This window comes from Corynebacterium sp. AOP12-C2-36 (assembly GCF_052379185.1).
Classification (GTDB): Bacteria; Actinomycetota; Actinomycetes; order Mycobacteriales; family Mycobacteriaceae; genus Corynebacterium.
In genome coordinates this window covers 225669-247827 of the sequence record NZ_JBQSYJ010000004.1, presented here as the reverse complement: position 1 = coordinate 247827, position 22159 = coordinate 225669, and the positions used below count along the sequence as shown (strand labels likewise).

The 22159-nt window shown below is 69.7% G+C and carries 17 protein-coding genes; 11 read left to right on the top strand and 6 right to left on the bottom strand.

Annotation, left to right across the window (positions count from 1 at the left end):
• The first annotated feature begins 17 nt into the window (after window positions 1-17).
• The 6 genes from ACT3UN_RS05325 to budA all read left to right on the top strand — a co-directional run bounded on the left by ACT3UN_RS05325 (window position 18) and on the right by budA (window position 6398).
• Complete coding sequence (locus tag ACT3UN_RS05325; protein WP_444626694.1) at window positions 18-947, top strand: hypothetical protein; 930 nt, start codon at window positions 18-20, stop codon at window positions 945-947.
• Window positions 944-1498 carry a DUF6802 family protein gene (locus ACT3UN_RS05320; RefSeq protein WP_301441648.1) on the top strand — a complete coding sequence of 185 codons (555 nt, stop codon included), beginning with the start codon at window positions 944-946 and terminating at the stop codon, window positions 1496-1498. Before ACT3UN_RS05325 ends, ACT3UN_RS05320 begins: the two co-directional genes overlap by 4 nt.
• Window positions 1499-1571: 73 nt before the next feature.
• Entirely contained in the window at window positions 1572-3401 is a 1830-nt protein-coding gene (locus tag ACT3UN_RS05315; RefSeq protein WP_444656646.1) for a phosphoenolpyruvate carboxykinase (GTP), read from the top strand.
• Between the two features lie 34 nt (window positions 3402-3435).
• A complete protein-coding gene (locus ACT3UN_RS05310) occupies window positions 3436-4632 on the top strand; it encodes a glycerate kinase (protein WP_301441646.1) in 1197 nt (398 codons plus the stop codon).
• Window positions 4629-5624 carry an aldo/keto reductase gene (locus tag ACT3UN_RS05305; RefSeq protein ID WP_301441645.1) on the top strand — a complete coding sequence of 332 codons (996 nt, stop codon included), beginning with the start codon at window positions 4629-4631 and terminating at the stop codon, window positions 5622-5624. Before ACT3UN_RS05310 ends, ACT3UN_RS05305 begins: the two co-directional genes overlap by 4 nt.
• A 42-nt stretch (window positions 5625-5666) precedes the next feature.
• Complete coding sequence (gene budA, locus ACT3UN_RS05300; RefSeq protein ID WP_444656644.1) at window positions 5667-6398, top strand: acetolactate decarboxylase; 732 nt, start codon at window positions 5667-5669, stop codon at window positions 6396-6398.
• A gap of 4 nt (window positions 6399-6402) precedes the next feature.
• On the opposite strand, the gene ACT3UN_RS05295 is transcribed toward budA, so the two are convergent.
• Window positions 6403-8004: an alpha/beta hydrolase gene (locus ACT3UN_RS05295; protein ID WP_301443756.1), complete on the bottom strand. Its 1602-nt coding sequence runs from the start codon at window positions 8002-8004 to the stop codon at window positions 6403-6405.
• 334 nt (window positions 8005-8338) lie between these two features.
• Between ACT3UN_RS05295 and ACT3UN_RS05290 the strand changes: the two genes are divergently transcribed.
• From ACT3UN_RS05290 to ACT3UN_RS05275, 4 genes are all read left to right on the top strand, one after another.
• On the top strand, window positions 8339-9772 hold the full coding sequence (locus ACT3UN_RS05290; protein WP_444656642.1) for a YeeE/YedE thiosulfate transporter family protein: 1434 nt from the start codon (window positions 8339-8341) through the stop codon (window positions 9770-9772).
• Window positions 9773-9826: 54 nt separating this feature from the next.
• Window positions 9827-10936: a YihY/virulence factor BrkB family protein gene (locus ACT3UN_RS05285; protein ID WP_444656640.1), complete on the top strand. Its 1110-nt coding sequence runs from the start codon at window positions 9827-9829 to the stop codon at window positions 10934-10936.
• Window positions 10937-11071: 135 nt separating this feature from the next.
• Entirely contained in the window at window positions 11072-12328 is a 1257-nt protein-coding gene (locus tag ACT3UN_RS05280; protein WP_441579883.1) for an oxygenase MpaB family protein, read from the top strand.
• 29 nt (window positions 12329-12357) lie between these two features.
• Window positions 12358-13539, top strand: a complete 1182-nt coding sequence (locus tag ACT3UN_RS05275) for an oxygenase MpaB family protein (RefSeq protein WP_444656638.1) — start codon at window positions 12358-12360, stop codon at window positions 13537-13539.
• Here the strand turns inward: ACT3UN_RS05275 and ACT3UN_RS05270 are convergent.
• From ACT3UN_RS05270 to ACT3UN_RS05250, 5 genes are all read right to left on the bottom strand, one after another.
• The gene (locus tag ACT3UN_RS05270) at window positions 13536-15416 is read right to left on the bottom strand and encodes an alkaline phosphatase family protein (RefSeq protein WP_444656636.1); all 1881 of its coding nucleotides are present in this window, start codon (window positions 15414-15416) and stop codon (window positions 13536-13538) included. The two genes, ACT3UN_RS05275 and ACT3UN_RS05270, sit on opposite strands and share 4 nt — an antisense overlap.
• Window positions 15417-15462: 46 nt before the next feature.
• A complete protein-coding gene (locus tag ACT3UN_RS05265; protein WP_444656634.1) occupies window positions 15463-16101 on the bottom strand; it encodes a DedA family protein in 639 nt (212 codons plus the stop codon).
• 189 nt (window positions 16102-16290) lie between these two features.
• Entirely contained in the window at window positions 16291-18585 is a 2295-nt protein-coding gene (locus tag ACT3UN_RS05260) for a 3-hydroxyacyl-CoA dehydrogenase NAD-binding domain-containing protein (protein ID WP_444656632.1), read from the bottom strand.
• 39 nt (window positions 18586-18624) lie between these two features.
• Complete coding sequence (locus tag ACT3UN_RS05255) at window positions 18625-19851, bottom strand: acetyl-CoA C-acetyltransferase (protein WP_301443476.1); 1227 nt, start codon at window positions 19849-19851, stop codon at window positions 18625-18627.
• Window positions 19852-20037: 186 nt separating this feature from the next.
• The gene (locus ACT3UN_RS05250) at window positions 20038-20838 is read right to left on the bottom strand and encodes a class I SAM-dependent methyltransferase (RefSeq protein ID WP_301443475.1); all 801 of its coding nucleotides are present in this window, start codon (window positions 20836-20838) and stop codon (window positions 20038-20040) included.
• Between the two features lie 121 nt (window positions 20839-20959).
• Here ACT3UN_RS05250 and ACT3UN_RS05245 point away from each other — a divergent pair, with 121 nt between their 5' ends.
• Entirely contained in the window at window positions 20960-22120 is a 1161-nt protein-coding gene (locus ACT3UN_RS05245) for a glycosyltransferase family 4 protein (protein WP_444656630.1), read from the top strand.
• The last annotated feature ends 39 nt before the right edge of the window (window positions 22121-22159 follow it).

Genomic DNA, 22159 nt, shown 5'->3' with positions numbered 1-22159 from the left:
CGAGCAGGTTACGGCGGGTGTCAGGGCACTGGACGCCCGTACCGGGGGGGAGTATCCGGCGCACCTACGTCGCCGGGGCGGGCCCCGGGCAGGCGGACGGGGTCGTGGCGGTCGTGCCGCCGGACGGTGGCAGCGGTGCTGATGGTGCTGGCGGTGCCGACCTCGAGGTGCTGCGCGCGGTGCGCGACGCGATGGGCGTGGTCGTGCTCTACGCCCCGGCGTCGGCCCACGCGCTCGCCGACGAGGTCGGCGTGGTGCACTGCACGTGGGAGGGCGGTTCCGCCGCCGAACCGGGGCAGCTGGCCCGGCTGAGCGGGGTGCTCGACGGGATGTGGGCGGACGCCGACCGGTGGGAGGCGGACGCCCGCCGTGCCGACGCCGAACGTCTCGACCGGGTGCGCATCGCCGTGCGCCTGGCCGCCGACCGCGCCGCCACCGTCCTGCTGGACGGTCTCGACGTGCGGGACGGATCGGCCGCCGGTGTGGGCGCCGGCGAGCTGGACGCACGCTTCCGTGCGAGGCTCACCGTCACCGTGCTCGAACAGGGCGTGGACATGCCGCACCTGGCACCTGCGGAACCACCGCAGGACGCCGGGGCGTCCGGCGGCCCCGGCACGTCCTCTACGTCTGGGGTGCCCGGACGCCTGGTGACCGCGGCCGCGGCACTCGGCGCGGGTGTGGCCGCGGCTGCGGGCGTCCTGCGTCTGACGGATTCGTTGCTCGCCGCCGTCGCGGCGGGCGCCCTGGTGGCGGGTGCGACCGCCGGGGCACGCTGGTGGGCGGGACGTGCCGCGCGCCGGGAGCGTGAGGCGGCGCGCCTGGCGGCGACGTTGCGGCGCCACTGGGCGGCGACGGTGACCGACGTGGTCGCCCGACTCGTCGTCCCGCCCGTCGCCGGCACGGTGGCGGGCAAGGTTAAGGGCCAGGTTAAGGGGGCCGTGTCATGAGCGGCTGGGAGTTCGGGGCGGACGGCTTCCCCCTGTTCCCCGGGGCGTCCGGGCTGGACCCGGTCGACCCCGCTCAGGTGGGCGGTGTCGGTGACGGCCTGCTGCTGGACCTGGGCGACGAGACCTTCGGCCTGCCGGCGTCGCACGTGCTCGACGGGCTGGAGGAGGTCGCGGGGGTCGAGGAGTCCGTCACGCTCAGCGATGACACGGGCATGACGATCTGCTCGGACACCGACGGCGACGGGCGGGTGGACGCCGTCTCGGTGGTCACCTTCGACGGCGGGTGGTCGTCGTGGCGTCGGCAGGACTGCATGGCCGGGGTGAGGGGTGTGACGGAGATATCGGCAGATGTGTCTTCTATCACAACTAACGGCGAAGGTACCGGGGAGAGTATGCTCGGTGAAGAACACACGGAACAGGGCGAACACGGCGCGGAGCAGGGGCGACGGGACGGCGAGTGGTACGACGTCCCCCCGTCCACCCCCGGAAACGGACGTGGTTCGTGGGACCCGCGCGGGTGGGAATGTGTGGACAGGGGGAACTGGGGTTAGTCTGGGGAGACGCAGAACTAACCAGACACACAAGAACGCACCGTTCTCAAAACACATCTCGTCAGGAGTTTTCATGACCATCCCCGGGCTCGTCGGCCAGCCACCCACCCAGCACGAGGAACTCCTCGCCTGGATCTCCGAGGCTGTCGAACTCTTCCAGCCGGAGAGCGTGGTCTTCGTCGACGGCTCCCGCGAGGAGTGGGGCCGTCTGACCGGTGAGCTCGTCGACGCCGGCACGCTGACCAAGCTCAACGAGGAGAAGCGTCCCAACAGCTTCCTCGCCCGCTCGAACCCGGCGGACGTCGCCCGCGTGGAGTCGCGTACCTTCATCTGCTCCGAGAAGCAGGAGGGTGCTGGCCCCACCAACAACTGGGCGCCGCCGGCGGCGATGAAGCAGGAGATGTCCGAGCACTTCGCCGGTTCCATGCGCGGTCGCACCATGTACGTGGTGCCCTTCTGCATGGGTCCGATCAGCGACCCCGAGCCCAAGCTCGGCGTGCAGCTCACCGACTCCGCCTACGTGGTGCTGTCCATGGGTGTGATGACCCGAATGGGCCAGGAGGCCCTGGACAAGCTCGGTACCGACGGCGCCTTCGTGCGCTGCCTGCACTCCGTCGGCGCCCCGCTGGAGCCCGGCGAGCAGGACGTGCCGTGGCCGTGCAACGACACCAAGTACATCACCCAGTTCCCCGACACCAAGGAGATCTGGTCCTTCGGCTCGGGCTACGGCGGAAACGCCATCCTGGCCAAGAAGTGCTACGCCCTGCGCATCGCCTCGGTCATGGCCAAGGAGGAGGGCTGGCTCGCCGAGCACATGCTCATCCTGAAGCTGACCAGCCCGGAGGGCAAGGACTACCACATCCTCGGCGCCTTCCCGTCCGCCTGCGGCAAGACCAACCTGGCGATGATCACCCCGACCGTGCCGGGCTGGAAGGCCCAGGTCGTCGGCGACGACATCGCCTGGCTGAAGTTCGGCGAGGACGGCCACCTCTACGCCGTGAACCCGGAGAACGGCTTCTTCGGCGTGGCCCCGGGCACCAGCTACGGCTCCAACCCGATCGCCATGGAGACCATGGAGGCCGGCAACACCCTGTTCACCAACGTCGCGCTCACCGACGACGGCGACGTGTGGTGGGAGGGCATCGGCGGGGAGACCCCCGGCCACCTCATCGACTGGAAGGGCAACGACTGGACGCCCGAGTCCGACGAGAAGGCCGCGCACCCGAACTCCCGCTACTGCGTGCCGCTGGCCCAGTGCCCGGTCGCCGCACCGGAGTTCGACGACTGGAAGGGCGTGAAGGTCGACGCCATCCTGTTCGGTGGTCGCCGTGCCGACACCGTGCCGCTGGTCTCCCAGACCTACGACTGGGAGCACGCGACCATGGTCGGCGCGCTGATGGCCTCCGGCCAGACCGCCGCCCAGGAAGGTGCCGTGGGCACCCTGCGCCACGACCCGATGGCCATGCTGCCCTTCATCGGCTACAACGCCGGTGAGTACCTGCAGCACTGGATCGACATGGGCAAGCGCGGCGGCGACAAGATGCCGGACGTCTTCCTGGTCAACTGGTTCCGCCGCGGCGACGACGGCCGCTTCCTGTGGCCCGGCTTCGGCGAGAACAGCCGCGTGCTCAAGTGGATCGTGGAGCGCATCGAGGGGCAGGTCGGCGCCGACGAGACCGTGGTCGGCCACACCGCCCGCTACGAGGACCTGGACCTCGACGGTGTCACCGAGCCCGAGGAGGACATCCGCACCTCCCTGACCGCACCGCCGGAGCAGTGGGCCAGCGACATCGAGGACAACGCCGAGTACCTCACCTTCCTGGGCCCGAAGGTCCCCGAGGAGGTCTGGGAGCAGTTCAGCGCCCTGAAGCAGCGCGTGCAGGACGCCAAGGCCAAGGCCTAACCACTCCTGTTCCGGCCGTACCCCCGGATAACCGATGACGCCGACCGTCCTGATCTGTTGCGACAAGTTCAAGGGGTCGGCGTCGTCGCGCGCGGTGGCCTCCGCACTGGGCCGCGGACTGGAGTCCACCGGCTGCCGCGTGCTGATCAGGCCCCTTGCCGACGGCGGTGACGGCACACTCGAGGTATTCGACGACCTCGGCTTCCGTCGCCGCACCGCCCGCGTACGCGACTCCGGCGGGAGGCCGGTGGACGCCGAGTACGCGCTGGGTACCGACACAACCGAGTCTTCAGCGCCTGCCGTCCCCACCGCCGTGATCGAGGTCGCCCGCGCCTGCGGGCTGGACATGGTCTCGCCCGGCGGCGCGACCCCCTCGGCGCAGGACGCCCGGGCCGCCGGTTCCTGGGGCGTCGGCGAGCTCGTGCGCGCTGCCCTCGACGACGGCGCCCGGCGCATCATCCTCGGCCTCGGCGGCAGCGCCACCACCGACGCCGGCTTCGGCATGGCCCGTGCCCTCGGCGTGGAGTTCCCCGGCGTGAACTGCTCCAGCGTGGACTCCGTGGCCGACCTCGGTGACGTCCGGGTCGTGGACCTCAGCCACCTCGACCCGCGCCTGGCACAGGTCGAGGTCGTGATCGCCTCGGACGTGCGCAACCCGCTGTGCGGGCCGGACGGTGCGGCCGCGGTCTACGGACCGCAGAAAGGCATCGCCGCAGGCGACGTCGCCGACGTGGACGCGGCGTTGGCGCACTTCGCCACCGTCGTCGAGGACGCGCTCGGGACGTCCTACGTGGCGGGACGCCCCGGCGCCGGCGCCGCCGGTGGGCTCGGGTTCATGGCCATGGCGCTGGCGGGCGCGCAGATGCGCTCCGGGGTCGAGCTGATCCTCGAGGAGACCGGGTTCGCCGACGCCCTGGGACGGGCTGACCTGGTCGTCACCGGGGAGGGGCGCATCGACTCCCAGACGCTCAGCGGGAAGGCGCCGGCCGGTGTCGCCGAACGCGCCCGTGGCCACCGTGACCACCGTGTCCACGGGGATCAAGGCGTTCCTGTCATCGCGGTGTGCGGGGAGAACCGGCTCGCGGCGTCCGACGACGGTGGTCTCTTCACCGCCATCCACGCCCTCACCGACCACGAACCGGACGTGGCGGAGTGCATGCGCAACCCGCTGCCGATCCTGGAACGCATCGGGGCGGAGATCGGGTGCACGTACGTATCGTCGGGACCATGAGCGACACGACTATGCAGTACGCACACCTCGGCCGGTCCGGACTCCTCGTCAGCAGGATCGGGCTGGGAACGATGAACTTCGGCGACGCCACCGGCCAGGACGACGCCTTCGGCATCATGGACCGCGCCGTGGAGCGCGGCGTGAACTTCTTCGACTCCGCCGACGTCTACGGCGGTCCCCAGTCGCCGGACATGGCGCAGGGCTACGGGACCTCCGAGGAGATCGTCGGCAACTGGTTGGCCAGGTCCGGCAGGCGTGACGACATCGTGCTGGCCACCAAGGCCTACCAGCCGATGGGGCTGGGGCCCAACGACCGTCGCCTGTCGGCCTACCACCTCAAACGCGCCTGCGAGGCGAGCCTGCGGCGACTGAAGACCGACCACATCGACGTCTACCAGATGCACCACGTCGACCGGGCGACCCCGTTCGAGGAGATCTGGCAGGCCATGGAACAGCTCGTGGCCGAAGGGAAGATCACCTACGTCGGCTCGAGCAACTACGCGGGCTGGGACGTCGCCACCGCCCAGATGACCGCCCGTCAGCGCAATTTCATGGGGCTGGTCTCCGAGCAGAGCATCTACAACCTGGCGAACCGCGCGGTCGAGCAGGAGCTCATCCCGGCGTTGCAGTACTTCGGAGTTGGCCTCATCCCGTGGAGCCCGTTGGACGCGGGGCTGCTGGCCGGCCGGCCGAAGGACGGCGAGCACACCGAGCGTCGCGGTGCCCTCGGTGAGCAATATGGTGCGCTCGCCGGGCAGCTCGAGGCCTACGAGGCACTGTGCGCACGACTCGGCCACACCCCGGCAGAGGTCGCGCAGGCCTGGTTGCTGCACCAGCCAGCGGTGTCCACCCTGATCGCCGGGTCGCGTACGGTCGCTCACCTCGACGCCGCGGTCGATGCGCTGGGCGTGACCCTGGACCAGGCCACGCTGGACGAGCTGGACCGCATCTGGCCCGGCCCGGGGGAGGCCCCGATGTCCTACGCCTGGTGACGGTCCTGCCGTGTAGGGCGGGTGACGGTTACCCTGGGTGGCATGACTGACCGCCCCGTCACCCGGCACACCATCTTCCAGAACTCCCTGATGACCGCCCTGCTCGACGGCATCTACGACGGTGAGATGACCGTCGGCGAGCTGCTCGGCAAGGGCAATTTCGGCCTGGGCACGTTCGACGCCCTGGACGGGGAGATGGTCATCATCGACGGCACCTGCTACCAGCTGCGACACGACGGCAGCGCCACCCGCGCCGACCTGGAGGCACGCAGCCCCTACGCGGTAGCGACGAACTTCGTGCCGCGGATCCGGCGTCGGGCACCGGAGAACATCCGGCGCTCCGAGCTCTCCGACTTCATCGACGAGATGACCCCCTCGGCGAACTACATGTACGCCGTGCGCATCACCGGACGCTTCAGCGACGTCACGACCCGCACCGTGGTGCGTCAGTCGAAGCCGTACCCGCCGATGACGCAGGCCGTCGGCGACGACGCCGAACAGCACTTCACCGACGTCTCCGGGGTCATCGCCGGTTTCCGTACGCCGGTGTTCGAGAAGGGCATCTCGGTACCGGGGTGCCACGTGCACTTCATCGACGACGGCCGCACCGTCGGCGGGCACGTCCTGGACTTCACCCTCGCCGAGGGCAAGATCGAACTGTGCCCGGGCGCCGACCTGGACCTGCGGCTGCCGCTGAACTCGACGTTCTCCGAGGCGAACCTCGACCCGGAGGACCTCGACGAGCAACTGCACGCCACCGAGGTCAAGGACTGAGCCCCTAGGCGGTACCCACCGGACGTGACGGGGCGGACGTCACGTCGGTGCTGCCGGTGCGCAGGTACTCCACGACGGCGTCGTCCACCACGTCGTTGCCGAAGCCGACCTGGCCGTGCCCCGGGCCGTCCACGGTGATGACGTGGCTGTTCATCGCCTCCGCCATCGGGCGGTGCGTGCGGTAGAGCGTCTGCGGGTCACCGGTGCCCTGGACCTGCAGCGGCGCGGTCTGCAGCGCGCCGCCGTCGATGTCGACGAACGGAGCGTCCGGCTCGATGCCGTTGCAGCTGATCCCCGCCGCGGCGAGGTCGCCGGGCGCGGAGAAGGCGTCCTGCACCACGTAGCCGTTCCACACCGCCTCGGGGATACGTGAGTAGTCGGGTGCGACCTGGTTCTCGTTGCAGATGACCATCGACTGCATGTAGATCGGCACAGTCGTGGACGGGTCCTGGTTCTGTGCCGCCAGCTCCTCGACGGACGGCGGGGTTTCCGTACCGGCGACGAGGCCCGCCAGCGTGCCCCAGTTGTTCGGCGACGGAACGAGCGCGCGGGTCATCGCCAAGGTCATCGAGGAACTCTGGACGGCGCCGGGCGCGGCGACCATGCGGAAGAGGTTCTCCAGGCGGGCCTGCGGTTCCCCGACAGCGGTGAGCAGGTCGGCGGCGGGCTGGCCACCCCACTGCAGGCCGGGCGGGAGGTCGCCTACCTGCGCGGGCGGCGGCACCACCGTGGGATTCGTGCCGGACTCCTCCACGACCACCCGTGACCAGGACCGGTAGACCTCCAACGGGGTCTCTCCGAGCCCGTAGGTGTCGTTGTTCCGCGCCGCCCAGGTCAGGAAGTCGTGCAGACCGTCGGTGTACCCGCCGGTCTGGTCGTCGAGCACACCGGCCCAGGCGCGCTGCACGTCGTAGCCGGAATCCAGTACGGTGCGGTCGGTGCGCTGCGGGAACATCGTGGCGTAGGTCGACGCCAGCTGCGTGCCGTAGCTCAGGCCCAGCAGCGAGATCTTCTCCTCGCCGAGGGCGGCGCGCACGTCCTCCCAGTCGCCGGCCGTTTCTTTGGTGGTGAGCGCGTCGGTGTAGCCGGGTGTGCCTGTCTCGCAGGCGGCCTTGACGTAGCCGCCCGGCTCCAGCTGCGCCCGGACGGCGTCGTAGCCGGACGGTTCATGCAGGCAGTCCACCGGGGTGGAGCCTTCCAGTCCACGGGGTTGCACCGCGACGAGGTCCCATTCCTCCCTCATCTCCTCGGGCCAGGAGAGACCGCCCTCCTGGTCGTAGCCGAAGAAGGAGTACCCGTCGCCGCTAGGGCCGCCGGGGTTGCCGAACAATGTCCCGCGTCGGGACTCCGGGTCGGACGCCGGCACCCGGACGAAGCCGACGGAGATCTGCTCACCGTCGGGATCGGAGTGGTACATCGGCACGTCGAGACGACCGCACTCGGCGGTGTCGACGGTGACCTGCTCCGGGCAGTTCTCCCAGGTGACGTCGTTGGACGCCTGGGGTTGCGGGACTGCGGCGGCGTCTGGGTCTGCGGCGGCGGTCGGCAGCGCGAAGACGGTCGAGGCGGCGACGGCGGCACCGGCTAACAGGGCGGGGGCGGACATGCGGACACGCGGTGGCACTGATTCTCCTGAAACGTCGAGAAGAGGTTCTTCTGGAGAACCTACCTGATGCGGCCAGGCGAGAAACGGGGGATCCCTCCCCTCGGCCTCCCCCCGAATCGCGGGGTCGCCACGCTCGCGTACAAGATTCGCCCTTTTCGTGGCAGCGGATCACTGAATCTGGCACGCGACGCGGGGTTGCCTGGCCCCAGGCCCGAGCCGGGCCCGACCCAGCTCCGACCCTTGTCGGATCGCGGCACGGCGGTGTAGGGTCCACAGTCGCTCATAGACAGATCTGTTCATTCCAGATCGCTCGCGGATCCCTCGGGAGGACCCCATGCTCATCACCGGACTCGCCGTCGGCGCCGTCCTCGGCTTCGTCATGCAACGCGGCCGGTTCTGCGTCACCGGCTTCCTGCGCGACATCTTCACCCAACGCACCTGGCGCGGGGTCACCGCGCTGCTCGTCGTCATCGCCGTGCACGCGGTCGGCCTGACCGCACTGTCGAGCCTCGGCGTCATCGACCCGGTGGTCAGCGACTTCGCCCCGTTCGCCGTGATCGTCGGCGGTCTCGTCTTCGGCCTGGGCATCGTGCTGGCCGGCGGGTGCGCCTCGGGTACCTGGTACCGCTCGGGCGAGGGGCTCGTGGGGTCCTGGATCGCCCTGGCGATGTACGCCCTGTCGTCGGCGGCGATGAACTACGGCCCGCTCAGTGGCCTGAACGACTTCCTGGGCGACGTCACCGTCGGCGCCACCACGATCCCGGAGTCCGTGGGCCTGTCCCCGTGGGTCTTCGTGCTGGTCATCGTGGTGGTCACCGCCCTGATGGTGCGCCGGTACGTGGCGCGTGACCGGGCGTTGCCGACCGTGGCGACGCTGCCGCCGAAGAAGACGGGTCTGGCCCACCTGCTCACGGAGAAGCCGTGGCACTTCTACGTCACCGCCGCGGTCATCGGCGTGATCGGTGTCGTCGCCTGGCCGCTCTCGGCCGCCACGGGCCGGAACTCCGGCCTGGGCATCACCACACCCTCGGGTGACCTGGCGTCCTGGATCACCACGGCGAACCCGGAGAACTGGAACTGGGGTGTGCTGCTGGTCCTGGGCATCCTGGTGGGGTCGTTCATCGCGGCGAAGGCGTCGGGCGAGTTCCGCGTGCGCGTCCCGGACGCACGCCAGGCGGTGCGCTCGGTCGCCGGCGGCACGATGATGGGCGTCGGCGCCGTCTGGGCCGGCGGCTGCACGGTGGGCAACGGCATGGTGCAGACCTCGCTGTTCAGTTACCAGGGGTGGGTCGGCATCGTCGCGATCGCGCTCGGCGTGGGGCTGGCGGCGAAGATCTGGCTGAAGCCGGACCAGCCCTACAACCCGCAAGACGTGCAGGACGCACCGACAGCGCAGGACGGCTCGGCGGCGGTGCCGTCGGCACCGTCCGTTGCGTCCGGCGTCCCGGCGGGAGGCGTCCTCACCGCGCCGGCGCTGGACGCCTCGGCGCTCGGCGTCGTCGCGGCGTCCGACGGCGGTGGGCTCACCGACCTCGGCGACGGGCGGTGGAGGATGGACACCCTCGGTGCGGTGTGCCCCTTCCCGCTGATCGAGGCGAAGGACGCGATCAAGCGGATCGGGGTGGGCGAGGAGCTCGTCATCGAGTTCGACTGCACCCAGGCGACCGACGCATTGCCGCGGTGGGCGGCGACGGACGGCCACGAGGTCACGCAGTTCGAGACCGCGGGGGACGCCGGCTGGGTCATCGCGGTGAAGAAGGGGGAGTAGCCGCGTGCGGCGGACTGCCCTGGTTACCCGCTGTGAATGATATTTCGATAGCCTGTGGCCATTGACGCTTCAGCACACTCCTCCCCACCGGCCTGGCGGTACATCCCCGGCCGGTCCTTCCGGCGCTTCATCGCCTGCGGCTGCATCGACCTCGCCGGCAGCCTGACCTTCCGCACGCTGCTCGCCCTGTTCCCCGCGCTGATCGCCCTGGTGTCGATCCTGGGCCTGTTCGGCCAGAGCGAGGAGACGGTGGTCTCCATGCTCGACGAGGCGCAGGCGATCGTGCCGGAGTCCACGTGGGGCGCGGTGGAGCCGGTGCTGCAGACGATCCTGACCACCCCGTCCGCCGGGCTGGGCCTGGTCATCGGTCTGCTGACCACGCTGTGGACGGCGTCCGGCTACGTGAAGACGTTCGGCCGGGCGATGAACAGCATCTACGAGGCGTCGGAGGGGCGCGGTGTGGTCAAGTACAACGTGCAGATGTACCTGCTCACCGCGTTCCTGCTGCTGCTCGTGGCGCTGGGGGTGGTGGCCTTCGGTCTGTCCGGGCCGTTCGCCGAACTGCTCGGCTCGGCTGTGGGGCTGGAGGAGACGGCGCTGCGGATCTGGGGGGTGGCCCGCTGGTTCGTGATCGCCGCGGTGGTGATCCTGCTGGTCGGTTTGCTCTACCGCACCACGCCGAACATCCGGGTGCGTGGGATGCGTTGGATCAACACCGGTGCGGTCCTGGCGATCGGCGGGGCGATCCTGGCGTCCCTGGCGTTCTTCTTCTACGTGGTGAACTTCAGCAACTACAACGCCACCTACGGCACGCTCGCCGGCGTGGTGATCCTGATGCTGTGGCTGTTCATCGTGAACATCGTGCTGCTGTTCGGCGCGGTGGTCGACAGCGAGGTCGAGCGGGTGCGCCAGCTCAAGGCGGGGCTGCCGGCGGAGGAGAACCTGCAGCTCGAGGCGCGCGACACCGTGGCCATCGAGAAGGCGGAGGACAAGTTCGCCCGCGACGTGGAACGCGCCCGGACGGTGCGTGAGGCGGCCGAGGTGGCCGAGCACGTCGACCAGGAGGTCGCCGAGCGGGACGGCGACGGGGACGGGGACAGTGACGGCGACGGGGACGGCGGCCGGACCAGCGGCGTTGCGGGGAGTCACGCGCTCGACCGGTAGGTGGGGGTCAGGGATCGGGGTCCCTGAGTGATGTCCGACACAATTCTTTGCCGAATTCGCTTCCATAAAGATTTCCGTTCGGATATCATTCTGTGACGAGCGCTACAGATACACGACTACATGACGGAGGACACCATGTCTTGCCCCTACACCGGCGGCGACACTGACCTGCTGGAGACCGCGACTGACGACGCGGCAGCAACCGATCACTCTGCCAGCAACTCGGCCAGCGAGGCGCCGGAGGAGGGGGCCGCCAAGAAGTCCTCCGCCAAGAAGTCCGCAGGTCGCGGGGAGCGTGGCGGGAAGAACGACAAGCTCAACCGCGCCGACGAGGGCTTCTTCGGCCCCGGTTCGGTCGCCTGGAAGGTCTGGGGTTTCCCGGGCTCGGCCCTGCACGGCTTCGCACGCGCGGTCACCATCGAGCACCTGGACCCCGACCTCGTCGCCGCCGTCGACGAGTCCGGCCAGGTCATCAAGCGCACGCCCATCCGTTACGACCGCACCATGGAGTACTTCGCGGCCGTCCTCGCCGCCGACGCGCAGACCGTGACGCGGATGTCCGACATCCTCATGAAGGTCCACGACCGCTCCTACGGCGTCAACCCGGTGACCGGGAACAACTACGAGGCGAACCGTCCGTCCTCCCAGCTGTGGATCCACGTCACCGCCTGGCACTCCATCCTCTACGTCTACGAGAAGTTCGGCCCCGGCAAGCTCTCCCGTGACGAGGAGAACGAGTACTGGGCGCAGATGGCGATCTCGGCGCAGTTCCAGCCGATCAACCTGGAGGATCTGCCCCGTACCCGTGGTGAGGTGCAGGCCTACCTCGACGGCTGGCGCGAGAAGCTCTCGGCCTCCGAGGCTGCCGTGTTCAACATCAGCCACATCCTCGACGGGTTCGAGACGATCGACCCGGACCTGCCGAAGTGGCTGCAGAAGCTCGGCCGCCCCCTGCTGCGCCGCAGCGTGATCGCCACCTACCCGCGCTGGATGCGCAAGATGATGGGGCTCAACCAGTCCTCGCGGATCATGGACGAACTCTCCATCGCCCTCTGGAAGCCGATCTACAAGGCGATGCAGGTCCAGCCGCGTCTGATGATGTGGATGGTCAAGCGGACCTGCCCCCGGGCGACCCGCTTCTACGAGCCGATCCTGTTCGAGACCCCGGCGGATTCGCCCAGGGTCTACACCCCCGAGGTCGCCCGCCGGATGTTCGGCAACCCGCTTACCCCGCTGGAGCAGCGCGAGGAGCTGCTGCGCAAGCGCGGAGAGGGCAAGGGCCAGAAGGCCTACGACCACAACCACGAGGACACGATCCTCGAGTTCAAGAACGCCGAGTCGGTCGAGACCGCCGAGGAAACCATCAACGCAGACGGCTACAAGGTCGGCTGACAGCCACCACGGCCACGAAGGAGGACGTCATGTCTTGCCCCTACACCGGTGATGACACCGGAACCACGGACACCAGCACGGACACCGACAACGGAACCCGAGGCAGGATCTTCCGCCGAGGTGGCAAGGGTGACGTCCTCACCCGCGCCGACGAAGGCTTCTTCGGCCCCGGTTCGGTGACCTGGAAGGTCTGGACCTTCCCGACGTCCGCACTGCACGGCTTCTTCCGCGCGGTGACCATCGAGCACCTCGACCCGGACCTCGTCGCAGCCGTCGACGCCTCCGGCCAGGTCATCAAGCGCATGCCCGTGCGCTACGACCGCACCATGGAGTACTTCGCGGCGGTGACCTTCGCCGACGCACAGACCGTGACCAGGATGTCCGACATCCTCATGAAGGTCCACGACCGCTCCTACGGGGTCAACCCGGTGACCGGCAACGACTACGAGGCGAACAAGCCGTCCTCGCAGCTGTGGATCCTGGTGACCGCGTGGCACTCCATCCTCTACACCTACGAGAAGATGGGCCCCGGCAAGCTCTCCCGCGACGAGGAGAACGAGTACTGGTCGCAGATGGCGATCGCCGCACAGTTCCAGCCCATCGACATGGACGACGTGCCGCGCACCCGTGGTGAGGTGCAGGCCTACCTCGACAGCTGGCGCGAGAAGCTCTCGGCCTCCGAGGCGGCGGTGCACAACATCAGCGAGATCCTCGACGCCTTCGAGAACGCCTTCGAGGATCTGCCCAAGCCGCTGCGCGTCATCGGCCGTCCCTTCTTCCGCCGCAGCGTGATCGCCACCTACCCGCACTGGATGCGCGGCATGGCGGGCCTGAAGCAGTCCAAGGCGATGGACGCGGCGATGTTCGCCCTGTGGAAGCCGATCCTCACGGTGGCGAACAAGTTCCCCAGCCTGCTCATGGCCATCGTGAAGCGGATCTGCCCGCGCGCCGAGCGCTACATCGCCCCGGCGATCCTCGGCGTCCCCGCCGAGACCCCGAGGGTCTACACCCCCGAGGTCGCCCGGCGCATGTTCGGTAACCCGAAGACCCCGCTGGAGCAGCGCGAGGAGCTGCTCAAGCGCCGCGCCGAGGGCAAGGGGCAGAAAGCATACAGCCACAACCACGAGGACACCATCCTCGAGTTCAAGAACGCCGAGAAGGAGGAGACCGCCGCGAAGGCGATCAACTCCGAGGAGTTCAAGGTCGGCTAGGAGCCGGACGCCGAACTCCCCGTGCCGCCGGACCCTCCCGTCGGTGTCGCGTCCAGCGTGCCGCGGGCGGTGAAGTGGAACCCGGCCGGGCCGGTGACCACGATGTCGTACCGTCCGTCCCCGTCAGCGTCCCTGCTGACGGGGACGTCGACGGTGACGGACCCCGACACGTCGTGACCGGTGACCGACGCGTCCTGCCCGTGGAACGGGAAGACCAGCAGGTTCGCCGTCGCCGTACCGCTGTTGCGCAACGTCAGCTCCACCGCCGAGCGTCCGGGCCGCGGGGTGGCCGTCACCGACACCCTGTACGGCAGCGGACGCCGCGGGCGCTGCCCCGGTTCCTGGGTGGGCATCGACGGCGTCGCCGGGGGCTCCGGCAGCCACCGCGGCTCCAGCCCGCCGGTCGGCGCAGGGCGGGCCACCGGGGTGAACGTCCTGGGCTGGCGGAAGTCGAAGGCGCTGGTCAGGTCGCCGCTGATGCGTCGTCGCCAGTCCGATACCAGCGGCACCTCGATGCCCTTCCACGCTTCCAGGAACTGCGCGGCCGAGGTGTGGTCGAAGACCTCCGAACACCGGAACCCGCCCACCGTCCACGGGGACACGACCAGGGTGGGCACCCGGTTGCCGAAACCCAGCGCCGTGCCTTGGTACCACTCGTCCTGCTCGGACTCCGGCGGACGCGGCGGCGGCACGTGGTCGAAGTAGCCGTCGTTCTCGTCGAAGGTGATGATCAGCGCGGTCCTGCGCCACACGTCCGGGTTGTCGCCCAGGGCCTCCAGGATCCGGTAGATCAGGTTCGCCGAGGCCCGCGGGGAGGACGCCGAGGGGTGCTCGGACTCCGTGCTGGGCGGCACCACCCACGACACCGCCGGCAGCGTCCCGGCGCTGATGTCCGCGGCGAGACGCTGCGTCGTGGTCCCCGGCTCCGAGCGGTACAGCGCCCGGTCGAAGACGGTGCGTTCGGCGTCGTCGAGGCCGGCGAGCGTGCGTTCCAGCCGCGACGTCAACGCGGACTCCACGGCGTGCGCACCCGTCTCCCGCGCCTTCTGCAGTGCGGTGTAGTAGGTCTCGCCGGTGCCGAAGGGGCCCGGGAACACCTTCCGGGCGATGTCGCGCGTGTAGTCGAAGTACTCCAGGTTGTTGTCGGTGAAGTTGTCCCACTCCTGGTAGACCTGCCAGTCGATGCCGGCGTCCTGCAGGGTCTCGGCGAGGCAACGCCACCCGTAGCCGGGGTGCGTCGCCTCGTAGGCGCGGTTGTCGACGGCCCGCTCGTCGGGGGAGTCGGGCTCGTGACCGGTGTAGCCGGAGAAGAAGTAGTTGCGGTTGGGGGAGGTGCTCGTCGGCACCGAGCAGAAGTACTGGTCGCAGATGGTGAAGGTGTCGGCGAGCTCGTACTGGAAGGGCAGGTCGTCGCGGTCGTAGTAGGCCATCGTCGAGGCGGTCTTCGCCTCGACCCAGTTGTCGCACCAGCCGCCGTCGAGCGCGGCGGTGCCGCCCTCCCACTCGTGGTTGAGGGCGTCGACGTTCTCGGCGTCCATCGACTGGCGTCCGGCGGAGCCGCGGATGGGGAACGGCAGGACGCCGTCCTGCCGGAAGACGGTGCCGCCGTCGCGGCGGCGCAGGACGGACGGGTCGTCGAAGCCCTGGACGCCGCGCAGCGTCCCGAAGTAGTGGTCGAAGGCGCGGTTCTCCTGCATGAGGAAGATGACGTGCTCGACGTCGTCGAGGGAGCCGGCGGGTGCGGCGGTGGCGAGCTGGGTGAGCAGCGACGGAGGCAGCAGACTGCCGGCCGCCGCCGCGGCACCTGCGGCGAACGCCCCCTTCAGGAAGGTGCGTCGGCTCGTGGTCTGGTGGGTTCTCGGGTTCTGGTTATCCATGACCCCGCAGAACCTAGGGGAGCGTTCTGTCGCGGCGGTGTCCCGGTCATGAACCGTTGTTGAACGCCTGCGCCTTACGGCGGCGGTCGCGCACCACGAGCAACGCCAGCACCGCCACCACGGCGACCGCGACCGCCGCGTACACCCAGCCGGAGTAGCGGTCGATGGTGTCGGAGACGACCGTCCAGTTGTCCCCCAGGGCAACTCCCAGCCAGATCAGCACCCCGTTCCACACGCTCGAGCCCAGCAGGGTCAGCACGGAGAACTTCACCAGCGGGGTGCGGTGCACGCCGGCCGGGATGGACACGAGGCTGCGCACCCCCGGCACGACGCGTCCGAACACGATCGTCGCCTCGCCGAACCGGTCGAACCAGTGCAGCGCCTTGTCCACGTCCTCGCCTTCGGTGAGCCACATGCGGTCGGCGACGGCGCGCAGCCGCTCCGCCCCGACCACCGCGCCCAGCCAGTACAGCAGCCACGCGCCGATCATCGACCCGGCCGTGGCGGCGAGGAACACCGCCCACACGTTGAGCTCGCCGATGGTGGAGGTGAACCCGGCCAGCGGCAGCACGAACTCGCTGGGCACCGGTGGGAACACGGTCTCCAGCAGGATCGCCAGGCCCACGCCGACGGCGCCGAGCGTGTCCATCAGGGACACCGCCCAGTCGACGACAGAATCAAACACGCAGTGGCCTTCCGGACGGATGGGGGTGAAACCGGTTGACCGTCAATATAGCCGCTTTCCCGGGACGTGTCGTCGGATTGCAGAACGACGGTTTCCGTCGGGCATCCACTGCGAAGTGTTCACTTCGACCGGAATGCCGGACGGAAACCGTCGTCACTGTTCCTGCGGTTCCTGCTGCCCTCGCGAAAACTAGCCCTTCAGCGACGCCACCGGAGCGAAGCGCTCACCGTAGGCGGCGGCGAGCTCCTCGGCGCGGGCGACGAAGCCGGCCACACCGCTGGTGGGGTAGTCCTCGCCGGCGTCGGACGGCAGTGCGGCGGCCGCCGGGCGGGCGTAGTTGGTGATGAACTGGCGGGAACCGCCCGTCCAGGCCGGGTAGCCGATGCCCAGGATGGAGCCGATGTTGGCGTCCGCGTCCGAGGTCAGCACGTTCTCGTCCACGCAGCGCTGGGTCTCCAGGGCCTCGATGAACAGCATGCGCTCGATGAGGTCGTTGAGCGTGGGGACGCCGGAGGTGCCGGACGTTGCGGTGGAGTTCAGGTCGGCACCGGCGGTGGCCGCCTCGCCGTCCGGAACGTCCACCGGCGTCACACCGAGCTTCTCGCGGAGCTCGCCGCGCAGCCCGGCCCACAGGCCGGTGCGGCGGCCGTTCTCGTCGTACTCGTAGAAGCCCTTGCCCTCGAGCTTGCCGGGGCGCTCGAACTCGTCGAGCATGGCGTCCACCAGGGCGTTGACCCCGCCGTCGTCGACGGTGACGCCGGCGGCCTCGGCGGCGGCGGTGGTCTCCGCACCGATCTTGCGGGCAAGCTTCAGGTTCAGCTCGTCCTGCAGCTGCAGCTGCGGGGCGGGGTAGCCGGCCTGGCGTCCGGCGGCCTCGATGACGGCCGGGTCCACGCCCTCGACGAGCATGCGCATCGCCTCGTTGAGCACGGTGCCGATCACGCGGGAGGTGAAGAAGCCGCGGGAGTCGTTGACCACGATCGGGGTCTTGCGGATCTGGCGGGAGAAGTCCAGGGCCTTGGCCAGGATGGCCGGGTCGGTCTTCTCGCCGGAGATGATCTCGATGAGCGGCATCTTGTCCACGGGGGAGAAGAAGTGCAGGCCGATGAAGTCGTTCGGGCGGTCCACGCCCTCGGCCAGGCCGGTGATCGGCAGGGTCGAGGTGTTGGAGCCCAGCACGGCGGTGGACGGCACGGCGGCCTCGATCTCGGCGAAGACCTTGTGCTTGAGCTCGGTGTTCTCGAAGACGGCCTCGATGACCAGGTCCACGTCCGACAGGTCGGCGTAGTCGGCGGTGGGGGTGATGCGGCCGAGCAGGGCGGCGGACTTCTCCTCGGTGGTCTTGCCACGCTTGAGGGCCTTGGCCTCCAGGCCCTCGGAGTAGGCCTTGCCCTTCTGTGCGTTCTCCTCGGAGATGTCCTTGAGGACGACCTCGATGCCGGCCTTCGCCGCCACGTAGGCGATGCCGGCACCCATCATGCCGGCGCCGATGACGCCGACCTTGCGGAACTCGGTCTTGGGGTACGGGGTGCCGTCGGCCTGCAGGGGGCGCGAGCCGCCGCCGTTGCAGTGGTTGAGGTCGAAGAAGAAGGCCTGCATCATGTTCTTCGAGGTGGGGCCGGTGACCAGGGAGACGAACCAGCGGGTCTCCACGGCCGTGGCGTCCTCGAAGCGCTTGAGCTGGGCACCCTCGACCGCGGCGGAGAGGATCGCCTGCGGGGCGGGCATCGGCGCGCCCTTGATCTGCTTGGTGACGTTGGCGGGGAAGCTGGGCAGCATCGCGGCCAGCGCCGGGGTGGTCGGGGTGCCGCCGGGCATGCGGTAGCCCTTGCGGTCCCAGGGCTGGGACGCCTCGGGCTTGGAGGCGATCCACGCCTTCGCGGCGTCGATGAGTCCGTCGGCGGCGACGACCTCGTCGATGAGGCCGGCGTCCTTGGCGGCGTCGGCGTTGAACTGGCGTCCGGTGGTCAGCACCTTCATCAGTGCGTCCTGGATGCCGAGCATGCGGGTCACGCGTGCCACGCCGCCGCCACCGGGCAGCAGGCCGAGGGTGACCTCGGGCAGGCCGAACTTGGCGCCCCTGGTGTCCGCGGCGATGCGGTGGTGGGTGGCCAGGGCGATCTCCAGGCCGCCGCCGAGGGCGGTGCCGTTGAGCGCGGCGACGACCGGGACCCCGAGGGTCTCGATGCTGCGCATGTCGGCCTTCATCCGGTCGATGGAGGTGGTGAGCGCCTCCGCGTCGGCCGGGGTGGCGGTGATCATGGACTTGATGTCGCCGCCGGCGAAGAAGGTCTTCTTCGCGCTGGTGACGACCACACCGGTGACCTCGCCGGCCTCGACACCGGCGCGCAGCTTCTCCGCGGTCTCCGTCAGGGAGGCCTCGAAGGCGGTGTTCATGGTGTTGACGGGGGAGTTGGGGTCGTCGATGGTGAGGGTGACCACGCCGTTGCCGTCGGTCTCCCAGGCGATGATGTTGTCGCTCATGAGTTGTTCTCCTACAGAAGTTCGGTGTTCGGCGGTGGTCTAGACGCGTTCGATGATGGTGGCCACACCCATGCCTGCGGCGACGCAGAGGGTGATCAGGGCGTAGCGTCCGCCCGTGCGGTGCAGCTCGTCGACGGCGGTGCCGGTGATCATCGCACCGGTGGCGCCCAGCGGGTGGCCCATGGCGATGGCGCCGCCGTTGATGTTGAGCTTCTCGTCCGGGATGTTCAGGTCACGCTGCGCGCGCAGGACGACGGAGGAGAACGCCTCGTTGATCTCCCAGACGTCGATGTCGTCGGCGGTGAGGCCGGCCTGCTCCAGGGCGGCGCGGGCGGCCGGTGCCGGGGCGGTGAGCATGATCGTGGGCTCCACACCGGTGGTCACCGCGGCGACGACGCGGGCACGCGGGGTCAGCCCGTTCTTCTGGCCGGCGGCCTCGGAACCGATCATCAGCAGCGAGGCGCCGTCGACGATGCCCGAGGAGTTGCCGCCGTGGTGCACGTGGTTGATGGCCTCGACCTGCGGGTACTTGGTCAGCGCGACGGCGTCGAAGCCGCCCTGATCGCCGATGCCGGCGAAGGCCGGACGCAGGCCGGCGAGCTTCTCCGGGGTGGTGCCGGGGCGGATCGTCTCGTCGCGGTCCAGCAGCGTCACGCCGTTGCGGTCCTTGACCGGGACGACGGAGCCGTCGAAGCGTCCTTCCTGCCACGCCGTCGCGGCGCGCTCGTGGGAGCGTGAGGCGTAGGCGTCGAGCTGCTCGCGGTCGACGCCGTCGAGCGTGGCGATGAGGTCGGCGGAGATGCCCTGCGGGATGAAGTCGTTGGCGAAGGAGGTCTCCGGGTCCATGGCCAGCGCGCCGCCGTCGGAACCCATCGGCACGCGCGACATCGACTCCACGCCACCGGCGAGGACGAGGTCGTCCCAGCCGGAGCGGACCTTCATCGCACCCAGGTTCAGGGCGGTGAGGCCGGAGGCGCAGTAGCGGTTGACCTGCAGTCCCGTCGCCGAGTACGGCAGGCCGGCGTTGAGGGCCGCGGTGCGGGCGATGTCCATGCCCTGGTCGCCGACCGGGGTGACGACGCCGGAGATGACGTCGCCCACCGCGGCCGGGTCCAGGCCCGGGTTGCGCTCGAGGATCTCGGTGATAAGGCCGCTGAGCAGGTCAACGGGTTTCACGGTGTGGAGGCTGCCACCGGGCTTGCCTTTACCACGCGGGGTTCGGACGGCTTCGTAGATGAAAGCCTCGGGGATGCTGGTGTTCGTCATGACGGTCCTCACTTGCCTCACTTGTTGGTGCGACGACATCGGTGTGCAACATGTGTCGCCGATCACTCTATCGTCATATCTGGTTGCGCGTGGCATTCCGGTGAGGTCGGGGGTGCTGTCTTCCTGCGCTTTTGTATCGTCAAGCTACGGGTGGCGTGAGGTGGCGTGAGGGGACGGGGTTCGGCCTCACCGCCGCCGCATCACCAGTACCAGGTTCGACACCGCCACCTCGCGCAACCAGGGGACGCGCACCATCCACCACGCCCACCACGGGTGGTAGCGGGGAAACGCGGCGAGGAGTTCGGCGTCCTGCGCCCGCGCGGCGTAGCGCAGCCCGTCGGCGCACGACACGTCGAACAGGCTCTCGCCCCAGCGGTTCTTCGGCGGGTGACCGTGGCGACGCTCGTAGCGTCCGGCCGCGAACTCCCCGCCCACGTAGTGCTCCCACAGGCCCGTCTCGTGGCCGCCGAACGGCCCCAGCCAGCAGGTGTAGGAGAAGATCATCAGCCCGCCCGGCCGGGTGACGCGCAGCATCTCGTCCGCCATGCGCCACGGCTCGGACACGTGTTCGGCGACGTTGGAGGAGTAGGTGACGTCGAAGACGTCGTCGGCGAACGGCAGGTCCATGCCCGAACCACGCACCGAGGACCGCAGCCGGATGCCCGCCGCTGCCATCTCCCCGACGTCCGGCTCACAGGTCACGTAGTCGCCGGACGCCACGCCGGCCGCGGCGAAGGCGCGTCCGAAGTAGCCCGGCCCGCCGCCGACGTCGAGGATGCGGCACCCGGCGAGCGACTCTCCGGTCGCGCCGTCCTGCAGGTCACCGATCAGCCGGACGGTGTCCTCGGCGAGGCGCCCGTAGAAACGGTCCGGGTCGCTCTGCTCGAAGCGGAAGTCGCCGAGCAGGCCGAGGGACCGGCGCAGCGTGGCGTGGCGACGCAACGGGCGCAGCGTGGGAGGTACGGCGTGATCGGGGGGCTTCGGCATCGTGACCTTGAGGGTACAGGTCGCTGACGGGGCCTCGGAGCGACCTGAGGGCTCAAGGTGGGCGCCGAGGGCCGCAGCAGACGGTGGTGGGCGCCGCGCGGCCTGTATCGTGAGAACGGTCATGAAGGTTCTGTTGCTGTGCTGGCGCGACTCCCGCCACCCCGAGGGCGGTGGCAGCGAGGTCTACCTCGAGCACGTCGCCGAGTATCTCGTGGGCCGGGGGCACGAGGTCACGTTCCGCACGGCCCGCTACCCGAGCTCCGCCGCGCGTGAGCGGCGCAACGGGGTGACCTACCTGCGCGGTGGTGGGAGTTTCACCGTGTACCCGCGGGCCTGGTGGTACATGCTGCATGCCCGGCTGCCGTGGGGTACGAACCACTCAGACCGCCCGGACCGCCCGGACATTGTCGTCGACACCCAGAACGGTGTGCCCTTCCTCGCCCGCGCCCTGGTGGGCAAGGACGTGCCCACGGTGCTGCTCACCCACCACTGCCACCGCGAGCAGTGGCCCGTCGCCGGCCCCGTGCTCTCCCGGGTGGGCTGGTTCATCGAGTCGCGACTCTCGCCCTGGCTGCACCGCAGGTCACCGTATGTGACGGTGTCGGAGCCGAGCGCGGAGGAGCTCGTGGAGCTGGGCGTGGACCGCGCGCGCATCCGGGTGATCCGCAACGGGGTGGACGTCCCGCCGGACCTCGGGGACCTCGACAGGAGCGCCCAGGGCCGCGCGCCGGACGAACCGATCCACCTGGTCACCCTGTCGCGGCTGGTGCCGCACAAGCAGCTCGAGCATGCGTTGGACGCCCTGGCCGCCGTCCTGCCCGCCCACCCGGACACCGTCCTGGACGTCATCGGCGACGGGTGGTGGTCGGAGAAGTTGCGGCGTCACGCCGACGACCTGGGGGTCTCCGGGCACGTGGTGTTCCACGGGCACGTCTCCGAGGAGGCCAAGCACCGGATCCTGGCGCGGGCGGCTCTGCACATCCTGCCGAGCCGCAAGGAGGGCTGGGGACTGGCGGTCATCGAGGCGGGCCTGCACGGCGTGCCCACACTGGGGTACAGCACGTCTGCCGGGCTGCGCGACAGTGTGGTCGCGGACGGCCCGCGGGCGACGGGCGTGCTCGTGGACTCGGAAGGTGGGCTGATAAACACCCTCGGGCACCTGCTCGACGACCCCGCCCTGCTCGCCGAGCTGGGGGAGAATGCGCGGCTCCGCGCCGGGACGTTCTCCTGGGGGCGCACGGGTGCCCGCTGGGAGGAGTTGCTCGGGGAACTCGTCAGCTGAGTCATGCCCCAGGCCGGAAAATGGCCATTCTTCGACCTG